Here is a 21,145-nt window from a genome sequence, read left to right as displayed (position 1 = left end):
GGTACCCGTTTCCGAGGGCCACATCACGTCCCCGCACCGGGGGCGTGGTGAACCGATCGCGGAAACCCCCGGGTATCGGGGGTCAGCCGGGAAACAGATCGGCGTATGCGGGGATGCCCGCGACCGAGACCGCCGTGCGGATCGCGTCGACGATGGCGCGTTCGACGCAGACCGCGGCCGCCGTGCTCACCGCGTCCAGAACCAGGAGATCCGCGGGAAAGGCGGAGGGGACCGGGTAGGAAGGCGGCTCGACCGCTCCGGTCGACAGCGCGAAGAGAGTGTCGCCGTCCAGCGGGGAATGCGCGGGGCGGATGGCGCGCGCGAGGCCGTCGTGGGCGGTCATCGCCACGCGGCGACACCCGATCGGATCCAGCGCGGCGTCGGTGGCGATCACGCCGATGGTGGTGTTGAGGACCGTGCCCTTCACCGGCAGGGCATTGGCTCGCGCCAACTGTTGCTTCGTCGGCGGACACAGACCGAAGAAGTCGGGACCGTCGGTGCCGACGCCCCACGGCAGACCGGTGCGCGGATCGAAGACCGAGCCGACCGGATTCGCGACGATCAGCGCAGCCACTGTCACACCCGCGGCCGGACCGTCGCCGAGCACGATGCTGGCGCTGCCGACCCCGCCCTTGATCGATCCGGCGCGCGCACCGACCCCGGCCCCGACCGAACCCCGCTCGAATTCCGTCGCGGCGGCCGAGGCGGCCAGGTACCCGAATTCGGCGGTGGGCCGCAGATCCCACGCGCCAACCGGAAGGTCGAAGATGACCGCAGCGGGCACGATCGGCACCACCCGGCTCGCGTCGGACGGGTCCATCACGATGCCCTCGCCGTGCTCCTCCAGCCATCGCATCACCCCGTCGGCCGCCGCGAGACCGTAGGCGCTGCCGCCGGTGAGAAGAATCGAATTCACTTGGCGCACCGTATTACTCGGGTCGAGCAGATCGGTTTCCCTCGTCCCTGGCCCGCCGCCGCGCACATCGACCGCCGCCGTCGCACCGCCGGGCGCGTGGACGACGGTGCAGCCGGTCGCGAAGCCCGAACCGAGCGCCGCGTCGGCGTCGAGGGCGTGATGGTGACCGACCAGAAGTCCCGCGACATCGGTCAGCGAATTACGTGGACCGGCAATCGCATTCATCTGCCACACCTTCCTTCGCGGACCCGATCCCGTCGCGATGCGATGGCCTCACCCCGAACCGCGCACGGTGACGACCCGCGCTCGCGATATCCGCCGTTCTACGGCGCGAGCGCCTGTAGGAGCGAATCCTGTATCCACGTCAGCCAGTGATAGACGTCCAGGTGCGGACCGCGCGGGTCGTCGGGGTCGAGATGGTCGGGAGTCTCGGCGTCGATCCCTAGTACCGTGCCGAGCGCCAACCGCACATCGGTCAGCGCGGTCAGCCAGGCATCGGCCTGCTCGGGGGTGAGAACGATCTTCCCGCCCTCGGCGGGGACCGTATCGAGCACCACCGATCCGGCGGCGAGTTTACTGTCGATGATCTCCGGTTCGTGCAGACCGCGCAGCGCGCTGTTGAGATCGGCGCGGTCGGCATCGGGCGAGCCGGGTTCGCTGCGATGGAAATCCGGCAGCAGCCGATGCAGCCGGGGATCATCGGGCGGGGTGGTGTTGCCGGTGCGCATGCCGGTCAGGGCCGCGAGTTCGTCGTCGGGGGCGGATAGGGCTCGCTCGGTGAGCAATCCGGAAACCGCACCGATGAGCGAACGCAGCACACCGGCCTCACGCGCGTCCATCTCGGATCGCAACTTGAGGCCGCCCAGGGTGTTCTTGCGGCTCCACTTACGCACGGCGCTGGCTCCAGTTCGGCACGCCGTCGAGGGTAGTCCTAACGATCAGTCGTCCCGCTGCATGGTGGCCCACAGACCCGCGGCATGGAGCCTGCGCACGTCCTGCTCCATCTTGTCGCGCGAACCGGAGGACACCACGGCTTTGCCTTCGTTGTGCACCTGCAGCATCAACTCGGTGGCCTTCGCCTTGGTGTAGCCGAACAGCTTCTGAAAGATGTAGGTGACGTAGTGCATCAGGTTGACAGGATCGTCCCAGACCACCGTCACCCAGGGACGGTCTTCCGCCTCCAGGATCTCGGTGTGCTCCACCGTCTCCGGGGTCGCCTGTGCCGCCGACAGCCTCGTCTCCGTTTCGCACAAGCCCATGACCTCAAGGGTACGACTCGACCCCGGATACACAACACCCGTCCCGCACCAGCGCACAGGTGGCGGCAGCGATCCCCGCACGACATATCCGCTGTCTACAGTTGCTCGAGTGGAGATCCGCGACGACCGCGCCAGCACCGCGCTGCTGACCGACCAGTACGAATTGACCATGGTGGCGGCCGCTCTCGCCGACGGGTCCGCGCACCGCCGATGCACCTTCGAGGTATTCGCCAGGCGATTGCCGAGCGGGCGCCGCTATGGCGTCGTCGCGGGCACCGGACGTTTACTCGAGGCCATGACGCGGTTCGGTTTCGGCGATCGGGAACTCGCCGTCGTCACGCCGTTCCTCGATTCCCGCACTGTCGACTGGCTGCGCGAATTCCGCTTCACCGGCGAGATCGACGGCTATCGGGAAGGTGAACTCTATTTCCCCGGCTCGCCGATCCTGTCGGTGCGCGGCAGCTTCGCCGAATGCGTGGTGCTGAAAACCCTCATCCTGTCCGTGCTCAACCACGACAGCGCGATCGCCTCGGCCGCGGCCAGAATGGTCAGCGCCGCCGCGGGCAGGCCGATGATCGAGATGGGATCGCGGCGCGCCCACGAACTGGCAGCGCCGTCCAGTTCCCGCGCCGCCTACCTGGCCGGATTCGACGCCACGTCCAATCTGGAGGCTGTCCGCAGCTTCGGGGTACCCGGCGCGGGCACGAGCGCGCACGCCTTCACCCTCCTGCACTGCGGCGCGGACGGCGCGCACGAGGCCGAAGCGTTCCGCAGCCAGGTAGCCGCACTCGGCGTAGGAACCACACTGCTGGTCGATACCTTCGACATCACCAGGGGCGTCGCCACTGCCATCGAGGTGGCCGGTCCCGAACTCGGCGGGGTACGCATCGACTCCGGCGATCTGGGGGTGCTGGCCAGGCAGGTCCGCGAACAGCTCGACGGGCTCGGCGCGACGGCGACCCGCATCGTGGTATCCGGCGACCTCGACGAATACGCGATCGCCGCGTTGCGCGCCGAACCGGTCGACGTGTACGGCGTCGGAACCTCGCTGGTCACCGGGTCGGGCGCGCCAACGGCTGGCATGGTCTACAAACTGGTCGAGGTCGACGGCGTGCCTGTCGCCAAGCGCAGCAGCCACAAGCAATCGCGCGGCGGCGCGAAGAAGGCCATGCGGCTCGCGCGTTCGACCGGGACGATCATCGAGGAGATCGTCTACCCCGCGGCAGGCCCGCGACCCGATACCGGGGGATCGGACAGCCGCGAACTCCTCGTTCCGCTGGTCCGCGACGGCAAGGCGATCGAGGGTTTGCCGACGCTGACCGAGAGCCGCGATCTGGTCGCGCGCGGACTCGTCAGCCTGCCCTGGGAGGGGCTGAAACTGTCCGCGGGCGAACCCGCTGTCCCGACCACATTCGTGAGCTGAGCACGCCGCGTTGCCACAGCAGCGCCGTCGCCGCCGACAGCACGACGGCGATAACGCCGACCATCGTCGCCACCCAGCCCCGATAGGCCAAAGCCAGCGACAACGCGACGAATATCGCCCAGTACGCCGCGAATCCCGCGCCGATTCTCGCGATGGTCACCGGTTGGACCGATCCGACCGGACCGCGTCGCGCGCCTTGGCCTGCTTACGCCTGTTCGCCCACTCGACCGCGTAGATGGCCGCGCCGACGACCAGAAAGCCCTTGACCGCCATCCCCACCCAATCGCCGACGCTGTCAGGACGCGCCCCGAGCAGAAATCCCAGCGCGGCGTATACGCCATAGCCGACCACGACGGCGACCAGAATCCGAACCATACTGTTGTTCACGAATACCTCCGCTACCTCGGCCGCCGAAAGGCGACACAGGGTAATTCACCGGCGGCGTAGTCTTCGTTTACACCGCGCGAAAGGTAATGCGTCATGAATCGGGCGTTGATCATCGTCGACGTGCAGAACGACTTCTGCGAAGGCGGATCGCTTGCGGTCACCGGCGGCGCGGCGGTCGCCGAACGCATCAACGACCACATCGCGGGCGCGGAATACGCCGCCGTGGTCGCCACCCGCGACTACCACATCGATCCGGGTGCGCACTTCTCCGAACATCCCGACTACGTGGATTCCTGGCCGCCGCACTGTCGCGTCGGCACGCGGGGAGCCGAATTCCATCCGAACCTGAACACCTCCCCGATCCAGGAGATCTTCTCCAAAGGCGAATACTCCGCCGCCTATTCGGGTTTCGAGGGCGCCGCGACCGACGGCACCACCCTCGCGGACTGGTTGCGCGCCCGCGAGGTCGGCGAGGTCGATATCGTCGGAATCGCCACCGATCACTGCGTGCGCGCCACCGCGCTGGACGCGCTCGCGGCGGGTTTCGATACCACGGTGCTGCTCGACCTGACCGCCGGCGTCGCCCCCGCGACCACCGCCGACGCCATCGACCAACTCCGCGCGGCCGGGATCGCGCTGTCGGGGGCCACCGGGTAACGAGTTGTCCAGGTGTACGCGCGGATTACCGTCACACCGGGCTGGGCCGCCGATCGTGTCGGTGCCGGGCAGTAGGCTGCTCACGTGCCCGAACTGCCGCCCGTCCCGGAGCTGTTGTCCACCGCCGTGCAGGCGCTCGGAGGTAAGGAACGCAGCGGGCAGGTGACGATGGCGACGGCGGTGGATCACGCGATCGACACCAAGGAACATCTCGCCGTACAGGCCGGAACCGGCACCGGGAAATCCCTCGCCTATCTCGTGCCCAGCCTGCGCCACGCCGTCCGCACGGGCCGCACCGTCATCGTGTCGACGGCGACCATCGCCCTACAGCGTCAGCTGGTCGATCGGGATCTGCCTCGGCTCGCCGATGCGCTGAGCACCCCGCTCGGTCGGCAGGCGAAGTTCGCGATCCTCAAGGGCCGCAACAACTATCTGTGCCTGAACAAGATCAACAGCGTGCTGCCAGACGAACCCGCCGAGGCCGAACTCTTCGACGCCTTCGCCATCTCCCGGCTCGGCAGGGAAGTCCAACGGCTCAACGAATGGGCCTCCGACACCGAGACCGGCGACCGCGACGAACTCGCCCCGGGCGTGACCGATCGAGCCTGGCGGCAGGTCAGTGTGTCCTCGCGCGAATGCCTAGGCAAATCGCGCTGCCCGTTCGGACAGGACTGCTTCGCCGAACGCGCCCGCGCCGAATCCGCGCAGGCCGACGTCGTCGTGACCAACCACGCCCTGCTCGCCATCGATGCCATCAGCGGTATCCAGATCCTGCCCGAACACGACGTCGTCGTCATCGATGAGGCGCACGAACTCGTCGATCGCGTCACCGGCGTCGCCACCGCGGAGCTGGCGCCCTCCGCGATCAGCGCCGCCGCCCGCCGCTGCGCCAAACTCATCGATGAACGCGAAGTGGACCGGCTCGAGGGTGCGGCCGAAGCCTGGCACGAGATCCTGGACGAACTTCCCGCCGCCCGGTGGGACACCATGCCCGACGGCGTCGCCCCGGCGCTGGCCCTGGTCCGCGACGCCGCGTGGAATGCCCGCACGGCGCTGAATCCGCCCGGCAGCACGAGTGCGCAGGGCGATCAGGACACCGCGGCGGCTCGTACCCTGGCGCTGGCCGCGATCGATGAGGTACACGACAGCGCGGTGCGTGCGCTCACCGCCTTCGACGAACCCGATCCGGCCGCCCGGCGCGATGTGATCTGGCTGGCCGCAGAGGATATTCGCGGCGTCGCGCGGAAATCGCTGCGGATGGCGCCGCTTTCGGTCGGCGGACTGCTGCGCACCCGACTGTTCGGCACCGCGACGGTGGTGCTGACCTCGGCCACCCTCCAGATCGGCGGCAATTTCGACGGACTCGCCATCACCTGGGGACTGCCAGCCCAGACACCGGGCCGCTCCGACACCGGCGCCGCCAACGGAGCACAGGCTCCCTCGGACGCCGACACCGTGCGCTGGAGTTCGCTCGATGTGGGCTCACCGTTCGACCACGCCAAATCCGGCATCCTCTACGTGGCCAAACACCTGCCCGCGCCCGGCCGCGACGGCCTCGCGCCCGCCTACCTCGACGAGATCGAGCGACTCATCTGCGCCGCGGGCGGGCGCACCCTCGGCCTGTTCTCCTCGATGCGCGCGGCCAAAGCCGCCACCGAGGCGCTGCGCGACCGGATCGGCACCCCCATCCTGTGTCAGGGTGACGATTCGACCGGTGCGCTGGTGCGCAAATTCGCCGACGATCCGGAGACCTCGCTGTTCGGCACACTGTCGCTGTGGCAGGGCGTCGATGTGCCCGGCCCCTCACTGAGTCTGGTGATCCTCGACCGCATTCCGTTCCCCCGGCCCGACGATCCGCTGCTCGCGGCGCGGCAGCGCGCGGTGGAATCGCGTGGCGGCAACGGATTCATGGCCGTCGCGGCCAACCACGCTGCCCTGCTGCTCGCCCAGGGCACCGGGCGACTGTTGCGCAGCGTGGACGATCGCGGCGTGGTCGCCATTTTGGATTCCCGTCTGGCGACAGCGCGTTACGGCGGGTATCTGCGGGCGTCGCTGCCTCCGTACTGGGAAACCGCGGATCCCGAGGTGGTCACTAAGGCACTTCAGCGCCTGACAGCGGGCTGACCAGCGCACTTCGAGTCCCCGCGGAATTCTGCTATCGCATATTCTCTTTCGCACTCCGGCGACACATGAGACGGTTTTCGAATGAACCCACCTCCCGATAGCGATGCCCTCGGCGAGTTCCTGGTCAGCGCACGGTCTTTGGCGGAGTACCGCGCGATCTTCGCACTCTCCGACGCGGAACTGCGCCACCGCCGCATACTCGACTGCCCCGGCGGGGCCTCGAGTTTCACCGCCGAAGCCGGCGAACTCGGCGCACACGTCACCGCCGCCGACCCGATCTACGCCCGCCCGGCCACGCAACTGCGCTCTCTCGCACTCGCCGAAACAGATCGTGGACGCGAATGGGCGAACACCCATCACGACCGCTACCGGTGGGATTGGTACGGCACCCCCGACCAGCACCACCACATCCGCAGCACCGCCGCGACCACCTTCGGCGCCGATATCGCCGACCACCCACAGCGCTACGTCGCGGCCTCCCTGCCGTTCCTCCCCTTTCCCGACAACAGTTTCGACCTGGTCCTCAGCTCCCACCTGCTCTTCACCTACGCCGACCGCCTCGATGCCGACTTCCACCTCGCGGCGCTGCTGGAGCTGTCCCGGGTCGCGATCGGCGAAACCCGGTTGTATCCGCTTGTCGACCACCTCGGCGAACCCCAGGACGAGCTGGTCGCGCGTCTCCGGAAAGAACTGCGCGACAAAGGGATCGACACAAGCATCCGCGATGCCGACTACGAATTCCATCACGGGGCGACGGCGCTGCTGATCCTTCATTCCCCCAGCGAAGGCTGACGCCTCCCTGCGGCATGGAAACCCGGTGATTGGAGGCGCGAGGATCGGCTATCCCCGCACCGCCACCGCGTCCACCTCGAATCGCATGTCCGGCAGTGCCAGTGCCGCGACGCCGAGCAGGGTTCGCACCGGCTTCGATGCTCATCTGGTCTCTCCTCGAACCCTCGCGAGGACGACGATGCGGGCAGCCGGAGTGTGATATCTGCGTCAGGCGTTCGGAGCGACCACCAAACCCAGTTCGGCGGTAGAGGCGAGCAACTCGTGGTGCGGAAGCACGCGAACCGTATAGCCGACGGCGCCGGACAGCGGAACCGGCGTCTGCACCGCGAACAGTTCCACGCCCGCATCGGATCCGACGTGCGCCATGGGGACCACGGTGGTGTCGGAGAGATCATCGGCCGTGGAGACGCGCCCGAGGACCGCCTGCACCACGACGTCGGACACACCGAGTCCGCCGAGGTCGACGCGCGCGGTCAGTGACAGCTCGGCCCCGATGACGGGGGTGTCGGGCAGGCCCGCGCTGTCCACCTGGACCACCTTCACCGACGGCCACGCCGCTTCCACACGCCGCCGATAGTCGGAAACGGTGCGCGCGCCGGCGAATTCGTCCTCGGCGGCGCGCCGATAGGCCGCGGCGGCCGGAGCGTAGTACTGCACGGCGTAATCGCGCACCATGCGGGAGGCCAGAACTTTCGGTCCGAGCGTCTGCAGGGTGTGGCGGACCATTTCGACCCAGCGCACCGGCATCCCCTGGTCGTCGCGGTCGTAGAAGCGGGGTGCGACGGTGCGTTCGAACAGTTCGTAGAGCGCGGCGGCCTCCAGATCGTCGCGGCGGTGTTCGTCGGAGACGCCGTCGGCGGTCGGGATCGCCCACCCGTTCTCCCCGTCGTACATCTCGTCCCACCAGCCGTCGCGGATGGAGAGGTTGAGTCCGCCGTTGAGCGCGGATTTCATGCCGGAGGTACCGCATGCCTCGAGCGGGCGGAGCGGATTGTTCAGCCACACATCGCATCCCCAGTAGAGGTAGCGCGCCATCGACATGTCGTAGTCGGGGAGGAAGACGATGCGATGCCGCACCTCGGGGTCGTCGGCGAATCGGACCACCTGCTGGATCAGCGATTTGCCCCCGTCGTCGGCCGGGTGACTCTTACCCGCCACCACGAGCTGCATCGGACGGTCTGGATCGAGCAGCAACGAGCGCAACCGCTGCGGATCGCGCAGCATCAGCGTCAGACGCTTGTAGGTCGGCACCCGGCGGGCGAACCCGACGGTCAGCACATTCGGATCGAAAACCTGGTCTACCCAACCGAGTTCGGCTTCGGCCGCACCGCGTTCGAGCCAGGACGCGCGCACCCGGCGGCGCACTTCGGCGATCAGAGTTGCGCGCAATGTGTTCCGCGTCGACCAGAGCTCGCCCAGTGGCACGTCGCGCAACCGCTCCCACCCGCGCGCCTCCTCGACCAGCTCGGCGCCGATGTATTCGCGGGCCTTGTCGAACCATTCGCGCGCCGCCCAGGTCGGGGCATGCACACCATTGGTGACCGAGCCGATCGGCACCTCGGCCGGGTCGAAACCAGGCCACAGCGCCGCGAACATCGAACGGCTGACCTCGCCGTGTAACTTCGATACACCGTTGGCGCGCTGGGCCAGTCGCAGACCCATATGCGCCATATTGAAGACCTCGGGATCGGTCTCGCGTCCGAGCGCCACGATCCGGTCCACCGAAAGTCCCGGCAGCAGCGCGGATTCGGATTCACCGTGCGCGCCGCCGAAGTAGCGGCGCACCAGCGGCATGGGGAATCGGTCGATACCGGCGGGCACCGGAGTGTGGGTGGTGAAGACGGTTCCCGCGCGGACGGCGGCCAGCCCCGTCTCGAAATCCATTCCGGCCGCCACGTATTCGCGGATCCGCTCGACACCGAGGAACCCCGCGTGACCCTCGTTCATGTGGAAGACGTCGGGATCGGGCAGATCCTCGGCACGGGTGTAGGCGCGAACAGCGCGCACCCCGCCGACACCGGCCAAGATCTCCTGCTTGATGCGATGGTCCTGGTCGCCGCCGTAGAGCCGGTCGGTGACAGCGCGCAGTTCCGGATCGTTCTCCGCGATGTCGGAATCCAGCAGCAGTAGCGGCACCCGGCCCACCTGGGCGATCCACACCCTGGCCCGGAGCACCCGCTGATCCGGCATGGCGACATGCACGAGCACCGGCGACCCGTCCGCGGTGAGCAGACGCAGCGGCAGCCCCTGCGGGTCGAGCGCCGGATAGTGCTCCAGCTGCCAGCCGTCCGCCGACAGCGACTGGCGGAAGTAGCCGGAACGGTAGAGCAGACCCACCGCGATCAGCGGCAGTCCCAGATCCGACGCGGCCTTGAGATGGTCGCCCGCCAGGATGCCCAGACCACCCGAGTAGTTCGGCAGCACCTCGGTGACGCCGAACTCCATCGAGAAGTAGGCGATGCCGCGCACCCCGGGTTCGGTCCGCTGGAACCAGCCGGGGGCGTCCAGATAGCCGCGCAGATCGGCGGCGGCCTCATCGACGCGACGGGTGTAGTCCGGGTCGGCGGCCAGTTCGTCCAGCCGGGCCGCGGGCACCTCGCCCAGCATTCGCACCGGGTCGTGGCCGACATCGCGCCAGCGTCCCGGATCCAGCTCCCGGAACAGATCCTGCGTAGGCCAATGCCACGACCAGCGCAGATTCGTGGAGAGCTCACCCAGGGCCGCGAGTCGCTCGGGCAGATGGGCACGGACGGTGAATCGACGAAGTGCCTTCACCCGGCGAACCATACCGAACATTCGCGCGGCGATCTCTCCCGGCGACGCAGGTCACTCCGCCCCGCGCCGGACACCTCCCGGACCCGGCCAGGTGTGGCATGCCGGGCCGCTGATCACGTCGTCTCGGCGCGCTGACGGTAGGTTGGTCCCGTGACCGGCCGCATCGCCATCGATGACACATCCCCGTCCGCTGGACCTGGACACAGACCGGCCAAGGCCGCAGTGGGCGAGGTTTTCCCTGTACGCGCCGTGGTGTGGCGCGAAGGGCACGATGCCGTCGCCGCCACGCTCGCGGTGCGCGCGCCGGGCGTCTCCCGGGTGACCCGAATCCGGATGGCGCCGGACTTCGAGCCCGACGTCTTCAACGCCCTCTTCGTCCCGAACGTGACAGGCGCATGGACCTTCCGTATCGAAGGCTGGAGCGATCCGATCGCCACCTGGCGCCATGCCGTCGAAGCCAAGCTCGCGGTGGGTCAGAGCGCCGCCGATCTGGCGAACGATCTGGAACGGGGCGCACGATTGTTCGAACGCGCCGCGCAGGCCGTTCCCAAGAAGCAATTCGAGCGCTTGCGCGCGGCAGCCGTCGCACTACGCGCGGACGAGCAACTCCCGGCGCGGGTCGCGCCTGCTTTCTCCGAGGAAGTGGCCGAGATACTGCGGGCCACCCCGTTGCGGGATCTGGTCACCCGGGGCCCGGTGCATACGGTGCAGGTCGAGCGAACGCGGGCGCTGTACAGCTCCTGGTACGAATTCTTCCCCCGCTCCACCGGGGGCCGCGACGCGAACGGGAAGCCGGTGCACGGTACCTTCCGTACCGCCGTCAAGGAGCTGCCGCGCATCGCCGCCATGGGCTTCGATGTGGTGTACCTGCCCCCGATCCACCCGATCGGCACGGTGAATCGCAAGGGACGCAACAACTCTCTCACCGCCGAGCCCGGAGATGTCGGTTCGCCGTGGGCGATCGGATCCGAGGACGGGGGCCACGACGCGATCCATCCCGAGCTCGGCACCGAATCGGATTTCGCCGAATTCATCGCCGCCGCAGCCCATTCCGGTATAGAGGTGGCACTCGATCTGGCCCTGCAGTGCGCACCCGACCACCCCTGGGTGGCCGCGCATCCCGAGTGGTTCACCACGCTGCCGGACGGCACCATCGCCTACGCCGAGAATCCGCCCAAGAAATACCAGGACATCTACCCGATCGATTTCGACAACGATCCGGACGGCCTGTACGCCGAAGTCCTGCGCGTGGTAAGGCATTGGATCGCGTTGGGCGTCAAGATCTTCCGCGTCGACAATCCGCACACCAAACCCGTCGATTTCTGGGAGTGGCTGATCGCCACGGTGCGGCACACCGATCCGGATGTGATCTTCCTGTCGGAGGCGTTCACTCGCCCGGCCCGCCTCTACGGCCTGGCCCGGCGCGGATTCAGCCAGTCCTATACGTATTTCACCTGGCGGGTCGCCAAATGGGAGCTGACCGAATTCGGCAACGAATTGGCCGCCAAGGCGGATGAGGCCAGACCCAACCTGTTCGTCAACACCCCCGATATCCTGCACGAAAGCCTCCAGCACGGCGGCCCTGGCATGTTCGCCATCCGCGCGGTGCTCGCCGCGACCCTGGCTCCCACCTGGGGGGTGTATTCCGGCTTCGAACTCTTCGAACACCAGGCGGTGCGGCCCGGCAGCGAGGAATACCTGGATTCGGAGAAATACGAACTGCGACCACGCCCCTTCGCGGAGGCGCTGGCGCGCGGCGAATCGCTGGAGCCGTGGCTGACCAGGCTCAACGAGATCCGCCGTAACCATCCGGCGCTGCAACAATTGCGCTGCCTGCACTTCCATCATGTCGACAACGACGCGCTACTGGCCTATTCCAAAATCGATCCGAGCAGCGGGGACGCGGTGCTCGTCGTGGTGAACCTCAATCCGTACGGCGCCGAACAGGGTTTCATCTCGCTGGATCTGCCCGCGATCGGCCGCGAATGGCATGACCATCCCGTGGTGTACGACGAGGTCAGCGGCGACGAATACCACTGGGCGCAGAAGAATTACGTTCGCCTCGACCCGGCCCGCGCTGTCGCCCACATCATCGCGCTGCCCCCGGTGCCGCAGCACGCTCGCGCCGAACTGGCCTACCGAAAGTCGTTCACATGAACCGTACGGCCACGATCAACCGCCGCGACCTCATGCTGCTCGCCGCGGGCACCCACGCCGACCCACATACCGTGCTCGGCGCGCACCCGCATCCGGACGGCACCGTGGTGCGCGCACTGCGCCCGCACGCAGAATCGGTCGCGGTGCGCGTCGGCGACGCCGAGTATCCGCTGACGTCGATGGGACACGGGATTTTCGCCGCGGTGCTGCCATATCCCGATCTGATGGACTACCGCGTCGTGACCACCTATCCCGGCGGGCAGCGGGTGATCGATGCCGACGGGTACCGATTCCTGCCCACCGTCGGCGACCTGGATCTGCATCTGATCGGCGAGGGGCGTCACGAGCGGTTGTGGGAGGTGCTCGGCGCACATCCGCGCCATTACTCGACACTGGACGGCGAGGTGGACGGCACCTCGTTCGCGGTGTGGGCGCCCAATGCCCGCGGTGTCACGGTGATCGGCGATTTCGACGGCTGGAGCGGTAATTCCGCGCCGATGCGGGCACTCGGTTCCTCGGGAGTGTGGGAGGTCTTCCTGCCGGGAGTCGGTCTCGGCGCCCGCTACAAATACCGCGTGCACGGGGCGGACGGAAGGACGGTCGATCACGCCGACCCGCTGGCCTTCGCCACCGAAACCCCGCCCGCCACCGCATCGGTTGTCGCCGCGAGCAGCCACGAATGGCAGGACAGCGAGTGGCTCGAACGCCGCGCGCGACTCGACCCCACCCGAGCGCCCATGAGCGCCTACGAGGTGCACCTCGGATCGTGGCGGCCGGGACTGTCCTATCGCGAAGCGGCCGATCAGCTGGCCGAGTACGTGACCGCGGCCGGATACACCCATATCGAACTACTGCCCGTCGCCGAGCATCCCTTCGGCGGCTCGTGGGGCTATCAGGTCACCTCGTACTACGCGCCGACGGCGCGGTTCGGCTCCCCCGACGATTTCCGCGCGTTCGTCGATCGCATGCACGCGGCCGGAATCGGTGTTCTGCTGGATTGGGTGCCCGCCCATTTCCCGCGCGACGAATGGGCGCTGGCCCGATTCGACGGCACCCCTCTATACGAACACGCCGATCCACGTCGCGGTGAACAGCTCGACTGGGGCACCTACATCTTCGACTTCGGCAGGAACGAGGTCCGCAATTTCCTCGTCGCCAACGCGCGGTACTGGATCGAGGAATTCCATATCGACGGCCTGCGCGTCGACGCCGTCGCCTCCATGCTCTACCTGGACTACTCGCGTTCGGAAGGCGAGTGGGAACCGAATGTGCACGGCGGCAGGGAGAATCTGGAGGCCGTCGACTTCCTGCAGAATCTCAACGACACCGTGCACCGGCACCATCCCGGCGTCGTCACCATCGCCGAGGAATCCACCACCTGGCCCGGCGTCACGCGCGGCACCGATGTCGGCGGCCTCGGATTCTCCATGAAGTGGAATATGGGCTGGATGCACGACACCCTCGGTTTCCTCGGCCGGGATCCGATCCACCGCAGCTGGCATCACAACGAAATCACCTTCTCGCTGATGTACGCGTGGAGCGAGAATTATGTGCTGCCCATCAGCCACGACGAAGTGGTCCACGGCAAGGGCACATTGTGGACGCGGATGCCGGGCGATGATTTCGCGAAGGCCGCGGGCGTGCGCGCGTTGCTGGCCTATATGTGGGCGCATCCGGGCAAACAACTGCTGTTCATGGGTCAGGATTTCGGCCAGTTCCGGGAGTGGTCGCACGACCGCGGCCTGGATTGGGGCGAACTGGACAATCCGCTGCACCGAGGAATCTCGGACTCGGTGCGCGCGATGAACACGGTCTATCGGGCCCATCCGGCGCTGTGGAGTCAGGACACCACTCCCGGCGGACATTCCTGGATCGAGGCGAACGACCGGGAGAACAATGTGCTCGCCTTCCTGCGCTACGGGTCGGACGGTTCCGTCATCGCCTGCGTCTACAACTTCTCCGGGTCGGTGCACGGCGAATATCGCGTCGGACTGCCGTCGGCGGGCGAATGGATCGAAATCCTCAATACCGACGCGGCCGACTACGGCGGTTCCGGCATCGGGAATATGGGCTCGGTGCAGACCACCGACGTGCCGTGGCACGGACGTCCGGTCTCGACCACGGTGGCATTGGCGCCCAACAGCGCGATCTGGTTGGCGGGGCCGACTTCTTGACCGCTGCCTTCATGACAGCTGCCTTCATGACCGCTGCCTCTATGACCGCAGCCTTCTTGACCGCAGCCGTCTTCCACCGACGGAAACGGCCCCCGCCGCGGCGGGGGCCGATCGCTCGACTCAGTAGAGGGCGGCGGCCAGCTTGCGCCGGGCGGCCACCACGAAGGGTTCGGCGGGATCGAACAGTTCGAACAGTTCCAGCAGGCGGGTACGGGCCTTGGTGCGGTCGTCTCCGGCTGTGCGTTTGATCACATCGATCAGCCGGTCGAAGGCGGCCTCCGGCTGCTGCCCGAGCAGTTCGAGGTCGGCGGCGTCGATCGCGAGATCCACATTCGCCGGATCCAGATCCGCGTTCGCGACGGCGGATTCGGGCACCTGCTGCGCGCGGGTGAGGAACCGCAGCTGCCGCAGCGCGTTCTTGGCTTCCTCGTTGGCGGGTTCGGCCGCGATAATGGCCTCGTACGCGGCTTCCGCGCCCGCCATATCACCGCGATCGAGCGCCTCCTCGGCCGCGGTGAATCGGGGATCCTCGACGGGTGCGGGCTCGCCAACGGCCCCACCCTCGAGTTTGCCCGCGACCGCGTCGATCACCGCGTCCAGCCACTGCCGCACCTGCGGCTCCGGCTGCGCGCCCTCGAAATCGGCGAGGGGCTGGCCGCCCGCGATCGCGATCACGGTCGGAATGCCCTGCACCCGCAGCGCTTGCGCGATCTGCATATTGCTCTCGGCCTCGACGGTGGCCAGATCCCACGCGCCGCCGTCGGCGGCGGCGAAACGCTCCAGCGTGCGGACCAGTTCGACGCTGCCGGGGCTGCGCTGTGAATACAGCACGACCACGACGGGCACCTGCGTCGAGCGGCGCAGTACTTTGGTCTCGAAATCCGCCACCGAGACCGCGTGATCGGCGCCAGCGCTCCCCGCGGGAGGCTGCTTGAGACTGGACAGATCCACCGCCCCGGACATGGCGGCGGCGACGGCTGGCGAAGGACGGCGTGCGGCAGGTCGAGTCACGACATCCAGTTTGTCACGAGGTGGCGCCCGCGGCTGCCACGGCGTCGGTCGAGTCGGTGGCCGCGGGTGCGACGAGCTTGCCGGTGCGTACCGCCCAGACCTCGAAAACCACGGTGAAGAACGGCGGAATACTCGACAGCAGAGCGAGGACGGTGGTCTTCCAGTTCCAGTCGAGTTCGCGCGAAGCCAGCAGCGCGGTCAGCAGGAACAGGATGAAAACGGCGCCGTGCACCGGACCGAAGATCTTCACCCCGATCTCGTTGCCCGGATCGGGCAGGTACTTGAAGGCCATTCCGGTCAGCAGACCCAACCACGACAGTGCCTCGAGCACCGCGAAGAATCGGAACCTACCGGCAACGCTGCGCAGATCGAAGAAACCCATGGCCACCATTGTGCCGTACGCACTACGACGGACCGTAGTTGAACCGATCACATCGGACGAAACGGACACCGCCGCCGGATCATCCGGCGGCGGCTCCGAGAGGTCTTCTTCCGCGAGCGATCAGGCGGGAACCCTGACGATGAGAGCGTCACCCTGGCCGCCGCCACCGCACAGCGCGGCCGCACCGATTCCGCCGCCGCGGCGCTTGAGCTCGAGCGCCAGATGCAGCAGGATGCGCGCTCCCGACATGCCGAGCGGATGACCGACGGCGATCGCGCCGCCGTTGACGTTGACCTTGTCCTGATCGATGCCGAGTTGGCGCGCCGAGGCGATGCCCACCGCCGCGAAGGCCTCGTTGATCTCGATCAGATCCAGATCCGCGGGCGAAATACCCTCGCGCGCACACGCCTTGGCGATGGCGTTGGCCGGTTGGGCCTGCAGGGTGGAATCCGGTCCCGCCACGACGCCCGCCGCGCCGATCTCGGCGATCCAGCTCAGACCCAATTCCTCGGCCTTGGCCTTGCTCATCACCACGACCGCCGCCGCGCCGTCGGAGATCTGCGACGCCGTACCCGCTGTGATGGTGCCGTCCTTGCGGAACGCGGGCTTGAGCTTGGCCAGCGATTCCACCGTGGTGTCGGCCCGAATGCCCTCGTCGGTGCTGACCATGACCGGATCACCCTTGCGCTGCGGCACCGCGACCGGGACCACCTCGTCGTCGAAGACGCCGTTCTTCCAGGCCGCCGCCGCACGCTGGTGGGAGGCGGCGGCGAACGCGTCCTGCTCCTCGCGGGCGACGTAATCGCGGTCGTTGCCCTGTTCGGTCAGCGCACCCATCGGCTGGTCGGTGAAGATGTCGTGCAGGCCGTCGAAGGCCATGTGGTCGCGCAGTGTCACGTCGCCGTACTTGAAGCCCTCGCGACTCTTTTCGAGCAGATGCGGGGACTGGCTCATGGACTCCTGACCACCGGCCACCACGATCTCGTATTCACCGGCCCGGATCAACTGATCGGCGAGGGCGATCGCGTTGATGCCGGACAGGCAGACCTTGTTCAGGGTCAGCGCGGGCACATCCATCGGAATCCCGCCGGCCACCGCCGCCTGCCTGGCCGGAATCTGGCCCGCCCCCGCGGTGAGCACCTGACCCATGATCACGTAGTCGACCTGCTCGGGCGCGACCCCGCCCTTCTCGAGAGCCGCCTTGATGGCGAAACCACCCAGGTCGGATCCGCTGAAGCTCTTCAGGCCGCCGAGCAGGCGACCGATCGGGGTACGCGCACCGGAGACGATGACTGTTGTGGTCACGAGGAGCCTCGCATTCAGTAGATCGGGTCGGACCGAGGCGGGTCCACCGGGGGAGCACCGCCGCAGCGCGACGACAAGCTTTGTACTCAACGGTAGCTTGCCCGCCCCGGGCGTGTCCCCGGAGGTGCGCGCTACCGTCGAGTAGTGAGCACAGCACATGAGACTTCCGAATTCATCCCCGGCGACTACGTCATCGCCGTCGACCACGTCGGCATCGCGGTCCCCGATCTCGACACCGCAATCACCTGGTATTCCGAAAATCTCGGCATGATCGAGACCCACCGCGAGGTGAACGAGAGCCAGGGCGTGCACGAGGCGATGCTCTCGCTACCAGGCGCGGCCGATTCCGCGACTGCCCTACAGTTGCTGGCTCCCCTCGACGCGAACTCCACCATCGCCAAGTTCATCGATCGCAGCGGGCCGGGCCTCCAGCAACTCGCCTACCGCGTCACCGATCTCGAGGCGGTCTCCACTCACCTGCGCGACCGCGGCGTGCGTTTGCTGTACGACGCCCCCCGGCACGGAACCGCCGATTCCCGCATCAATTTCATCCACCCGAAGGATGCTGGCGGTGTGCTGATCGAGTTGGTCGAACCGAACCCGAATGTTACGCACTAGTATCAAGATCGGAGCAGGAAAACAGATCCGAATCACATTCGCGGTCGAGTCACCATCATGTGGCCGTAGGCTGTAGTTTGTGTGCCATGTCGTCACCTGAGTCCGATCGCAATCGCTTCGTTGCACTGCCCTTCACCGTTGTGCGCAAGGGTTATGCGCAAGACGAGGTACGCAACTACTTCGACCGCTTCGACGCGGAGCTGAGGGTCACCGCCACTGACCGCGACGCCGCTGCGGCGCAAGCACGTAACCTCGCAAGCCAACTGGAGGACGCGCGGGACGAGATCGACGAGCTCCGCAAGGAGGTCGACCGGCTCTCGGTTCCGCCGACCACCGCTGAAGGCATGTCCGACCGTATCTCGCGAATGCTGCGATTGGCGTCCGACGAGGCCTCGGAGGTCCGCGCGCTCGCGCAGGCCGAGGCCGCCGAAATGGTGTCGATCGCCGAACAGCAGGCCACCGAGATGCGCGGCAAGTACGAGTCGCTGCTCGCGGAGACGAAGGAGAAGCGAGAGGCTCTCGAAATCGAGTTCGAGCAGACCCTCGCGAATGCGCGTACCGAGTCCGCCAAGATCATCGAGGCCGCCCAGGCCGAGGCCGACCGCCTCGGCAAGGAAGCCGATGCCAAGCGCAAGGCCAACCAGCAGGACTTCGAGGGCACCATGGCGGAGCGGCGTACCAAGCTGACCCGCGCCATGGAGGAGCTCGAGGCCACCAGCCGCGCCGAGGCCGCCCAGCGCATCAAGGATGCCACCGACGAGGCCAACCGTCTCATCACCTCCGCCACGCAGACCTCCGAGCGCAAGATCGCGCACGCGAAGGAACTGGCCGAGGAGATGCGCGTACTGCGCGGCCGGGTGCTCGCCCAGTTGCTCGGTATCCGTGGCCAGCTCGACTCCGTGCCCGCGATGCTCGCCGCGGTCAACCGGGAAAGCGAACTGCTCGACGGTGTTCCGGACCGCAAGTCCATCGGCGGCGGTGGCACCAAGTCGGTCAACAGCTCGCGCGGCAAGGCCATCCAAGAGGTAGCGGGCGACGACGAGGATATCGACGCCGACGAGCGCGAGAACGCCGAGATCGCCAACTGACGTCCGAACGCCCTAGGCGACGACGCACCACCTGCACCAGAGTTCACCCGAAGGCCGTCCCACCCAGGGGCGGCCTTCCTTCATTTCCGGCGACGGGAAAGCGATCACGACCAGCGACGGGTGACGCGGCGAGTTCTACGGCCGTTCCAGCATCCCCGATGCCAATGCCTGCGGTCGTCCTCGCCGTCGTGCGCGGGCCACGCGACAATATGGGCGACGCCGGGCGGGATCACGTGATCGCAGCCGGGGCACCGGTAGGTCTTGACCGCGCGACTGCCTGGGATGGTGCGGACGATATAGGTCTCGTCGCGATCGGGCCCGGGTTCTGTGCGCCCGAAGACGTCGCTGAGCGGGGCAGATCCGGACCGTGGATCCTGGATGCGGGCGCGCGGTTTCCGGCGGGGCATGCCGTCGAGGATATTCGGCGCCCCTCATGCCCCGATCGGCGAGAGGGCGGCACGGACCGGATTGTGGTCCGAGAGGCCGTCCGCGCTGTCCACCGTCACCCCGCTCGCCACCGCACCGCGGACCACGACGTGATCGATGAACATGGACTTCGAACCCGACGTACGCGGCCGGGTGGGCAGCCCGTCCGAGGGCAACGGAGCCACGAGGAACTCCGGTCCGAGGTGATCGGCCACGACACCGCGGTCGGCATTGAAGTCGCCGAGCAGCACTATCGGGCCCGCCGAGGCCTCCGCGAATTCCCGCAGCCGTCCCATTTCGGCCGAGTGCCGCGAATCACCGGTGACGTGGGTGGCGATCACCGTGAAACCCGCCGTCTCGACAACCAGCGCGCCCTTGCCGTGATCCTGTTCGAACGCCTCCGCCGTGTTCTCGCGCCCGGGGCCGTCGGTCACGAGTACGAGATACTCCGCGCGATCGTTGAGCGCGGTGGGTCCGCGCCGCGACCGGGGCACACGGGGATAGCGCAGGGTGTGAAACGCGCGGTCCGGCATGGCATGGCGCAAACTCGTCAGCTGATCACCGCTGACCTCCTGCAGGGCGATGATCTGTTCGGTGCGCTGCGCGACACGTGTGCTGATCGCGGCGATACGCTCGGCCTCGTCGGGCCACCTGGTGGCGACGTCCTCGTACCAGTTCTCGGCGTGGACGCGATGCAGCACATTCCAGGTGGCGACCGTGATCATGAATTTCTTACTCCGATGGAACGTCTACTCAGAACAGGCGGAATTCGTTGCTCTCCGTACCTCGTAGAGCGTCGTAATCGAGGGTGAGGCAACGGATACCGCGATCCTCGGCGAGTGTTCGGGCCTGCGGCTTGATCTGCTGCGCGGCGAACACCCCCGCGACCGGCGCGAGCAAGGGATCCCGGTTGAGCAATTCCAGGTAGCGCGTGAGCTGTTCGACGCCGTCGATCTCACCCCGGCGTTTGATCTCGACCGCGACCGTCGCGCCGTCGGCATCCCGGCAGAGCAGATCGACCGGGCCGATTGCCGTCATGTACTCGCGGCGGATCAGCGTGTAACCGGGCCCCAATGTCTGGACATGTTCAGCGAGCAACTCCTGAAGGTGAGCCTCCACACCGTCTTTCACCAACCCGGGATCTATCCCGAGTTCGTGCAAGGAGTCGTGTTCGAATTCCTCGATGGTGATGCGCAATTCCTCGCCGGCCTTATTGGTCACCACCCAGAATGCCTTGGCGCCGTCGGGCACATCGTTCGGTCGCTCGTCCAGCCGGCACGGGGGGCTCATCCAGTTCAGCGGCTTGTACGACCCGCCGTCGGAATGCACCAGCACAGAACCGTCTGCCTTGATCATCAGCAAACGGCGTGCCATCGAAAGATGGGCGGTCAAACGACCGACGTAGTCGACCTGGCAACGAGCTATCACTAGGCGCACCGGTCGAGTCTAGGGCCTCGGCTGGCCCGGCCCCGACTCGGGATGCGGCCCGCTACCGATTGCGCGACAGAAGGTTCCGACTCTCGATGAGATACCGAGAGGGTGGCCCGTATGGGGCAGAACGCGAAAAGGCCCCCAGCTGTGCTGGGGGCCTTCCGCAATGATGTTCCGGCGGTGTCCTACTCTCCCACACCCTGTCGAGTGCAGTACCATC

At 67.3% G+C, this 21,145-nt stretch carries 19 protein-coding genes; 8 read left to right on the top strand and 11 right to left on the bottom strand.

Going from position 1 to position 21,145, the window contains the following annotated elements:
* Nucleotides 1-82: 82 nt before the first annotated feature.
* The 3 genes from ABZS43_RS00095 to clpS form a co-directional block, all read right to left on the bottom strand.
* Entirely contained in the window at nucleotides 83-1,141 is a 1,059-nt protein-coding gene (locus tag ABZS43_RS00095; RefSeq protein WP_355033574.1) for a P1 family peptidase, read from the bottom strand.
* A gap of 98 nt (nucleotides 1,142-1,239) precedes the next feature.
* Nucleotides 1,240-1,809 (bottom strand): DUF2017 domain-containing protein, encoded by a 570-nt coding sequence (locus tag ABZS43_RS00090; RefSeq protein ID WP_355033573.1) that lies wholly within the window; start codon nucleotides 1,807-1,809, stop codon nucleotides 1,240-1,242.
* Between the two features lie 45 nt (nucleotides 1,810-1,854).
* A complete protein-coding gene (gene clpS / locus ABZS43_RS00085) occupies nucleotides 1,855-2,175 on the bottom strand; it encodes an ATP-dependent Clp protease adapter ClpS (RefSeq protein WP_355033572.1) in 321 nt (106 codons plus the stop codon).
* A gap of 109 nt (nucleotides 2,176-2,284) precedes the next feature.
* On the opposite strand from clpS, the gene ABZS43_RS00080 reads away from it, so the two are divergent.
* Complete coding sequence (locus ABZS43_RS00080) at nucleotides 2,285-3,598, top strand: nicotinate phosphoribosyltransferase (protein ID WP_355033571.1); 1,314 nt, start codon at nucleotides 2,285-2,287, stop codon at nucleotides 3,596-3,598.
* A gap of 156 nt (nucleotides 3,599-3,754) precedes the next feature.
* On the opposite strand, the gene ABZS43_RS00075 is transcribed toward ABZS43_RS00080, so the two are convergent.
* Nucleotides 3,755-3,985, bottom strand: coding sequence for a hypothetical protein (locus ABZS43_RS00075; protein WP_355033570.1), 231 nt, complete (start codon nucleotides 3,983-3,985; stop codon nucleotides 3,755-3,757).
* Nucleotides 3,986-4,078: 93 nt separating this feature from the next.
* Here ABZS43_RS00075 and ABZS43_RS00070 point away from each other — a divergent pair, with 93 nt between their 5' ends.
* The 3 genes from ABZS43_RS00070 to ABZS43_RS00060 all read left to right on the top strand — a co-directional run bounded on the left by ABZS43_RS00070 (nucleotide 4,079) and on the right by ABZS43_RS00060 (nucleotide 7,558).
* The gene (locus ABZS43_RS00070) at nucleotides 4,079-4,642 is read left to right on the top strand and encodes a nicotinamidase (RefSeq protein WP_355033569.1); all 564 of its coding nucleotides are present in this window, start codon (nucleotides 4,079-4,081) and stop codon (nucleotides 4,640-4,642) included.
* A gap of 84 nt (nucleotides 4,643-4,726) precedes the next feature.
* A complete protein-coding gene (locus ABZS43_RS00065; RefSeq protein WP_355033568.1) occupies nucleotides 4,727-6,766 on the top strand; it encodes an ATP-dependent DNA helicase in 2,040 nt (679 codons plus the stop codon).
* A gap of 81 nt (nucleotides 6,767-6,847) precedes the next feature.
* Nucleotides 6,848-7,558, top strand: a complete 711-nt coding sequence (locus tag ABZS43_RS00060) for a methyltransferase domain-containing protein (RefSeq protein WP_355033567.1) — start codon at nucleotides 6,848-6,850, stop codon at nucleotides 7,556-7,558.
* Between the two features lie 207 nt (nucleotides 7,559-7,765).
* On the opposite strand, the gene glgP is transcribed toward ABZS43_RS00060, so the two are convergent.
* Nucleotides 7,766-10,333, bottom strand: a complete 2,568-nt coding sequence (gene glgP / locus ABZS43_RS00055) for an alpha-glucan family phosphorylase (protein ID WP_355033566.1) — start codon at nucleotides 10,331-10,333, stop codon at nucleotides 7,766-7,768.
* Between the two features lie 150 nt (nucleotides 10,334-10,483).
* Here glgP and ABZS43_RS00050 point away from each other — a divergent pair, with 150 nt between their 5' ends.
* Both ABZS43_RS00050 and glgB read left to right on the top strand, forming a co-directional pair.
* Complete coding sequence (locus tag ABZS43_RS00050; RefSeq protein WP_355033565.1) at nucleotides 10,484-12,490, top strand: alpha-1,4-glucan--maltose-1-phosphate maltosyltransferase; 2,007 nt, start codon at nucleotides 10,484-10,486, stop codon at nucleotides 12,488-12,490.
* On the top strand, nucleotides 12,487-14,664 hold the full coding sequence (gene glgB / locus ABZS43_RS00045) for a 1,4-alpha-glucan branching protein GlgB (protein ID WP_355033564.1): 2,178 nt from the start codon (nucleotides 12,487-12,489) through the stop codon (nucleotides 14,662-14,664). The genes ABZS43_RS00050 and glgB overlap by 4 nt, the downstream gene beginning before the upstream one ends.
* Nucleotides 14,665-14,784: 120 nt before the next feature.
* On the opposite strand, the gene ABZS43_RS00040 is transcribed toward glgB, so the two are convergent.
* The 3 genes from ABZS43_RS00040 to ABZS43_RS00030 all read right to left on the bottom strand — a co-directional run bounded on the left by ABZS43_RS00040 (nucleotide 14,785) and on the right by ABZS43_RS00030 (nucleotide 17,362).
* Complete coding sequence (locus ABZS43_RS00040; RefSeq protein WP_355033955.1) at nucleotides 14,785-15,627, bottom strand: tetratricopeptide repeat protein; 843 nt, start codon at nucleotides 15,625-15,627, stop codon at nucleotides 14,785-14,787.
* Nucleotides 15,628-15,688: 61 nt separating this feature from the next.
* Complete coding sequence (locus ABZS43_RS00035; RefSeq protein ID WP_355033954.1) at nucleotides 15,689-16,066, bottom strand: DUF3817 domain-containing protein; 378 nt, start codon at nucleotides 16,064-16,066, stop codon at nucleotides 15,689-15,691.
* A gap of 111 nt (nucleotides 16,067-16,177) precedes the next feature.
* Nucleotides 16,178-17,362 carry an acetyl-CoA C-acetyltransferase gene (locus tag ABZS43_RS00030; RefSeq protein ID WP_355033563.1) on the bottom strand — a complete coding sequence of 395 codons (1,185 nt, stop codon included), beginning with the start codon at nucleotides 17,360-17,362 and terminating at the stop codon, nucleotides 16,178-16,180.
* 144 nt (nucleotides 17,363-17,506) lie between these two features.
* Here ABZS43_RS00030 and mce point away from each other — a divergent pair, with 144 nt between their 5' ends.
* Nucleotides 17,507-17,980 (top strand): methylmalonyl-CoA epimerase, encoded by a 474-nt coding sequence (gene mce / locus ABZS43_RS00025; protein WP_355033562.1) that lies wholly within the window; start codon nucleotides 17,507-17,509, stop codon nucleotides 17,978-17,980.
* Nucleotides 17,981-18,066: 86 nt separating this feature from the next.
* Nucleotides 18,067-19,068 (top strand): hypothetical protein, encoded by a 1,002-nt coding sequence (locus ABZS43_RS00020; protein ID WP_355033561.1) that lies wholly within the window; start codon nucleotides 18,067-18,069, stop codon nucleotides 19,066-19,068.
* Between the two features lie 104 nt (nucleotides 19,069-19,172).
* Here the strand turns inward: ABZS43_RS00020 and ABZS43_RS00015 are convergent, their stop codons facing one another.
* From ABZS43_RS00015 to nucS, 3 genes are read right to left on the bottom strand one after another with little or no spacing between them, the layout of a single operon-like run.
* Entirely contained in the window at nucleotides 19,173-19,475 is a 303-nt protein-coding gene (locus ABZS43_RS00015) for an ATP/GTP-binding protein (RefSeq protein ID WP_355033560.1), read from the bottom strand.
* Between the two features lie 24 nt (nucleotides 19,476-19,499).
* A complete protein-coding gene (locus tag ABZS43_RS00010) occupies nucleotides 19,500-20,219 on the bottom strand; it encodes an endonuclease/exonuclease/phosphatase family protein (RefSeq protein WP_355033559.1) in 720 nt (239 codons plus the stop codon).
* A gap of 28 nt (nucleotides 20,220-20,247) precedes the next feature.
* Nucleotides 20,248-20,931, bottom strand: coding sequence for an endonuclease NucS (gene nucS, locus ABZS43_RS00005; protein ID WP_355033558.1), 684 nt, complete (start codon nucleotides 20,929-20,931; stop codon nucleotides 20,248-20,250).
* Between the last annotated feature and the right edge of the window lie 214 nt (nucleotides 20,932-21,145).

The sequence above is a fragment of the Nocardia sp. NPDC005366 genome, from assembly GCF_040606855.1.
Taxonomy (GTDB): domain Bacteria; phylum Actinomycetota; class Actinomycetes; order Mycobacteriales; family Mycobacteriaceae; genus Nocardia.
The sequence above is the reverse complement of the archived record's forward strand: the minus strand, read 5'-3'. Positions and strand labels throughout refer to the sequence as shown.

Bases quoted from the DNA above. Each gene is read 5' to 3' on its own strand.
- ABZS43_RS00015 (WP_355033560.1), bottom strand. From the start codon at position 19,475: ATGCCCCGCCGGAAACCGCGCGCCCGCATCCAGGATCCACGGTCCGGA.
- ABZS43_RS00035 (WP_355033954.1), bottom strand. From the start codon at position 16,066: ATGGTGGCCATGGGTTTCTTCGATCTGCGCAGCGTTGCCGGTAGGTTC.
- ABZS43_RS00040 (WP_355033955.1), bottom strand. From the start codon at position 15,627: ATGTCCGGGGCGGTGGATCTGTCCAGTCTCAAGCAGCCTCCCGCGGGG.
- ABZS43_RS00010 (WP_355033559.1), bottom strand. From the start codon at position 20,219: ATGATCACGGTCGCCACCTGGAATGTGCTGCATCGCGTCCACGCCGAG.
- glgB (WP_355033564.1), top strand. From the start codon at position 12,487: ATGAACCGTACGGCCACGATCAACCGCCGCGACCTCATGCTGCTCGCC.
- ABZS43_RS00060 (WP_355033567.1), top strand. From the start codon at position 6,848: ATGAACCCACCTCCCGATAGCGATGCCCTCGGCGAGTTCCTGGTCAGC.
- ABZS43_RS00095 (WP_355033574.1), bottom strand. From the start codon at position 1,141: ATGAATGCGATTGCCGGTCCACGTAATTCGCTGACCGATGTCGCGGGA.
- ABZS43_RS00070 (WP_355033569.1), top strand. From the start codon at position 4,079: ATGAATCGGGCGTTGATCATCGTCGACGTGCAGAACGACTTCTGCGAA.
- ABZS43_RS00020 (WP_355033561.1), top strand. From the start codon at position 18,067: ATGTCGTCACCTGAGTCCGATCGCAATCGCTTCGTTGCACTGCCCTTC.
- clpS (WP_355033572.1), bottom strand. From the start codon at position 2,175: ATGGGCTTGTGCGAAACGGAGACGAGGCTGTCGGCGGCACAGGCGACC.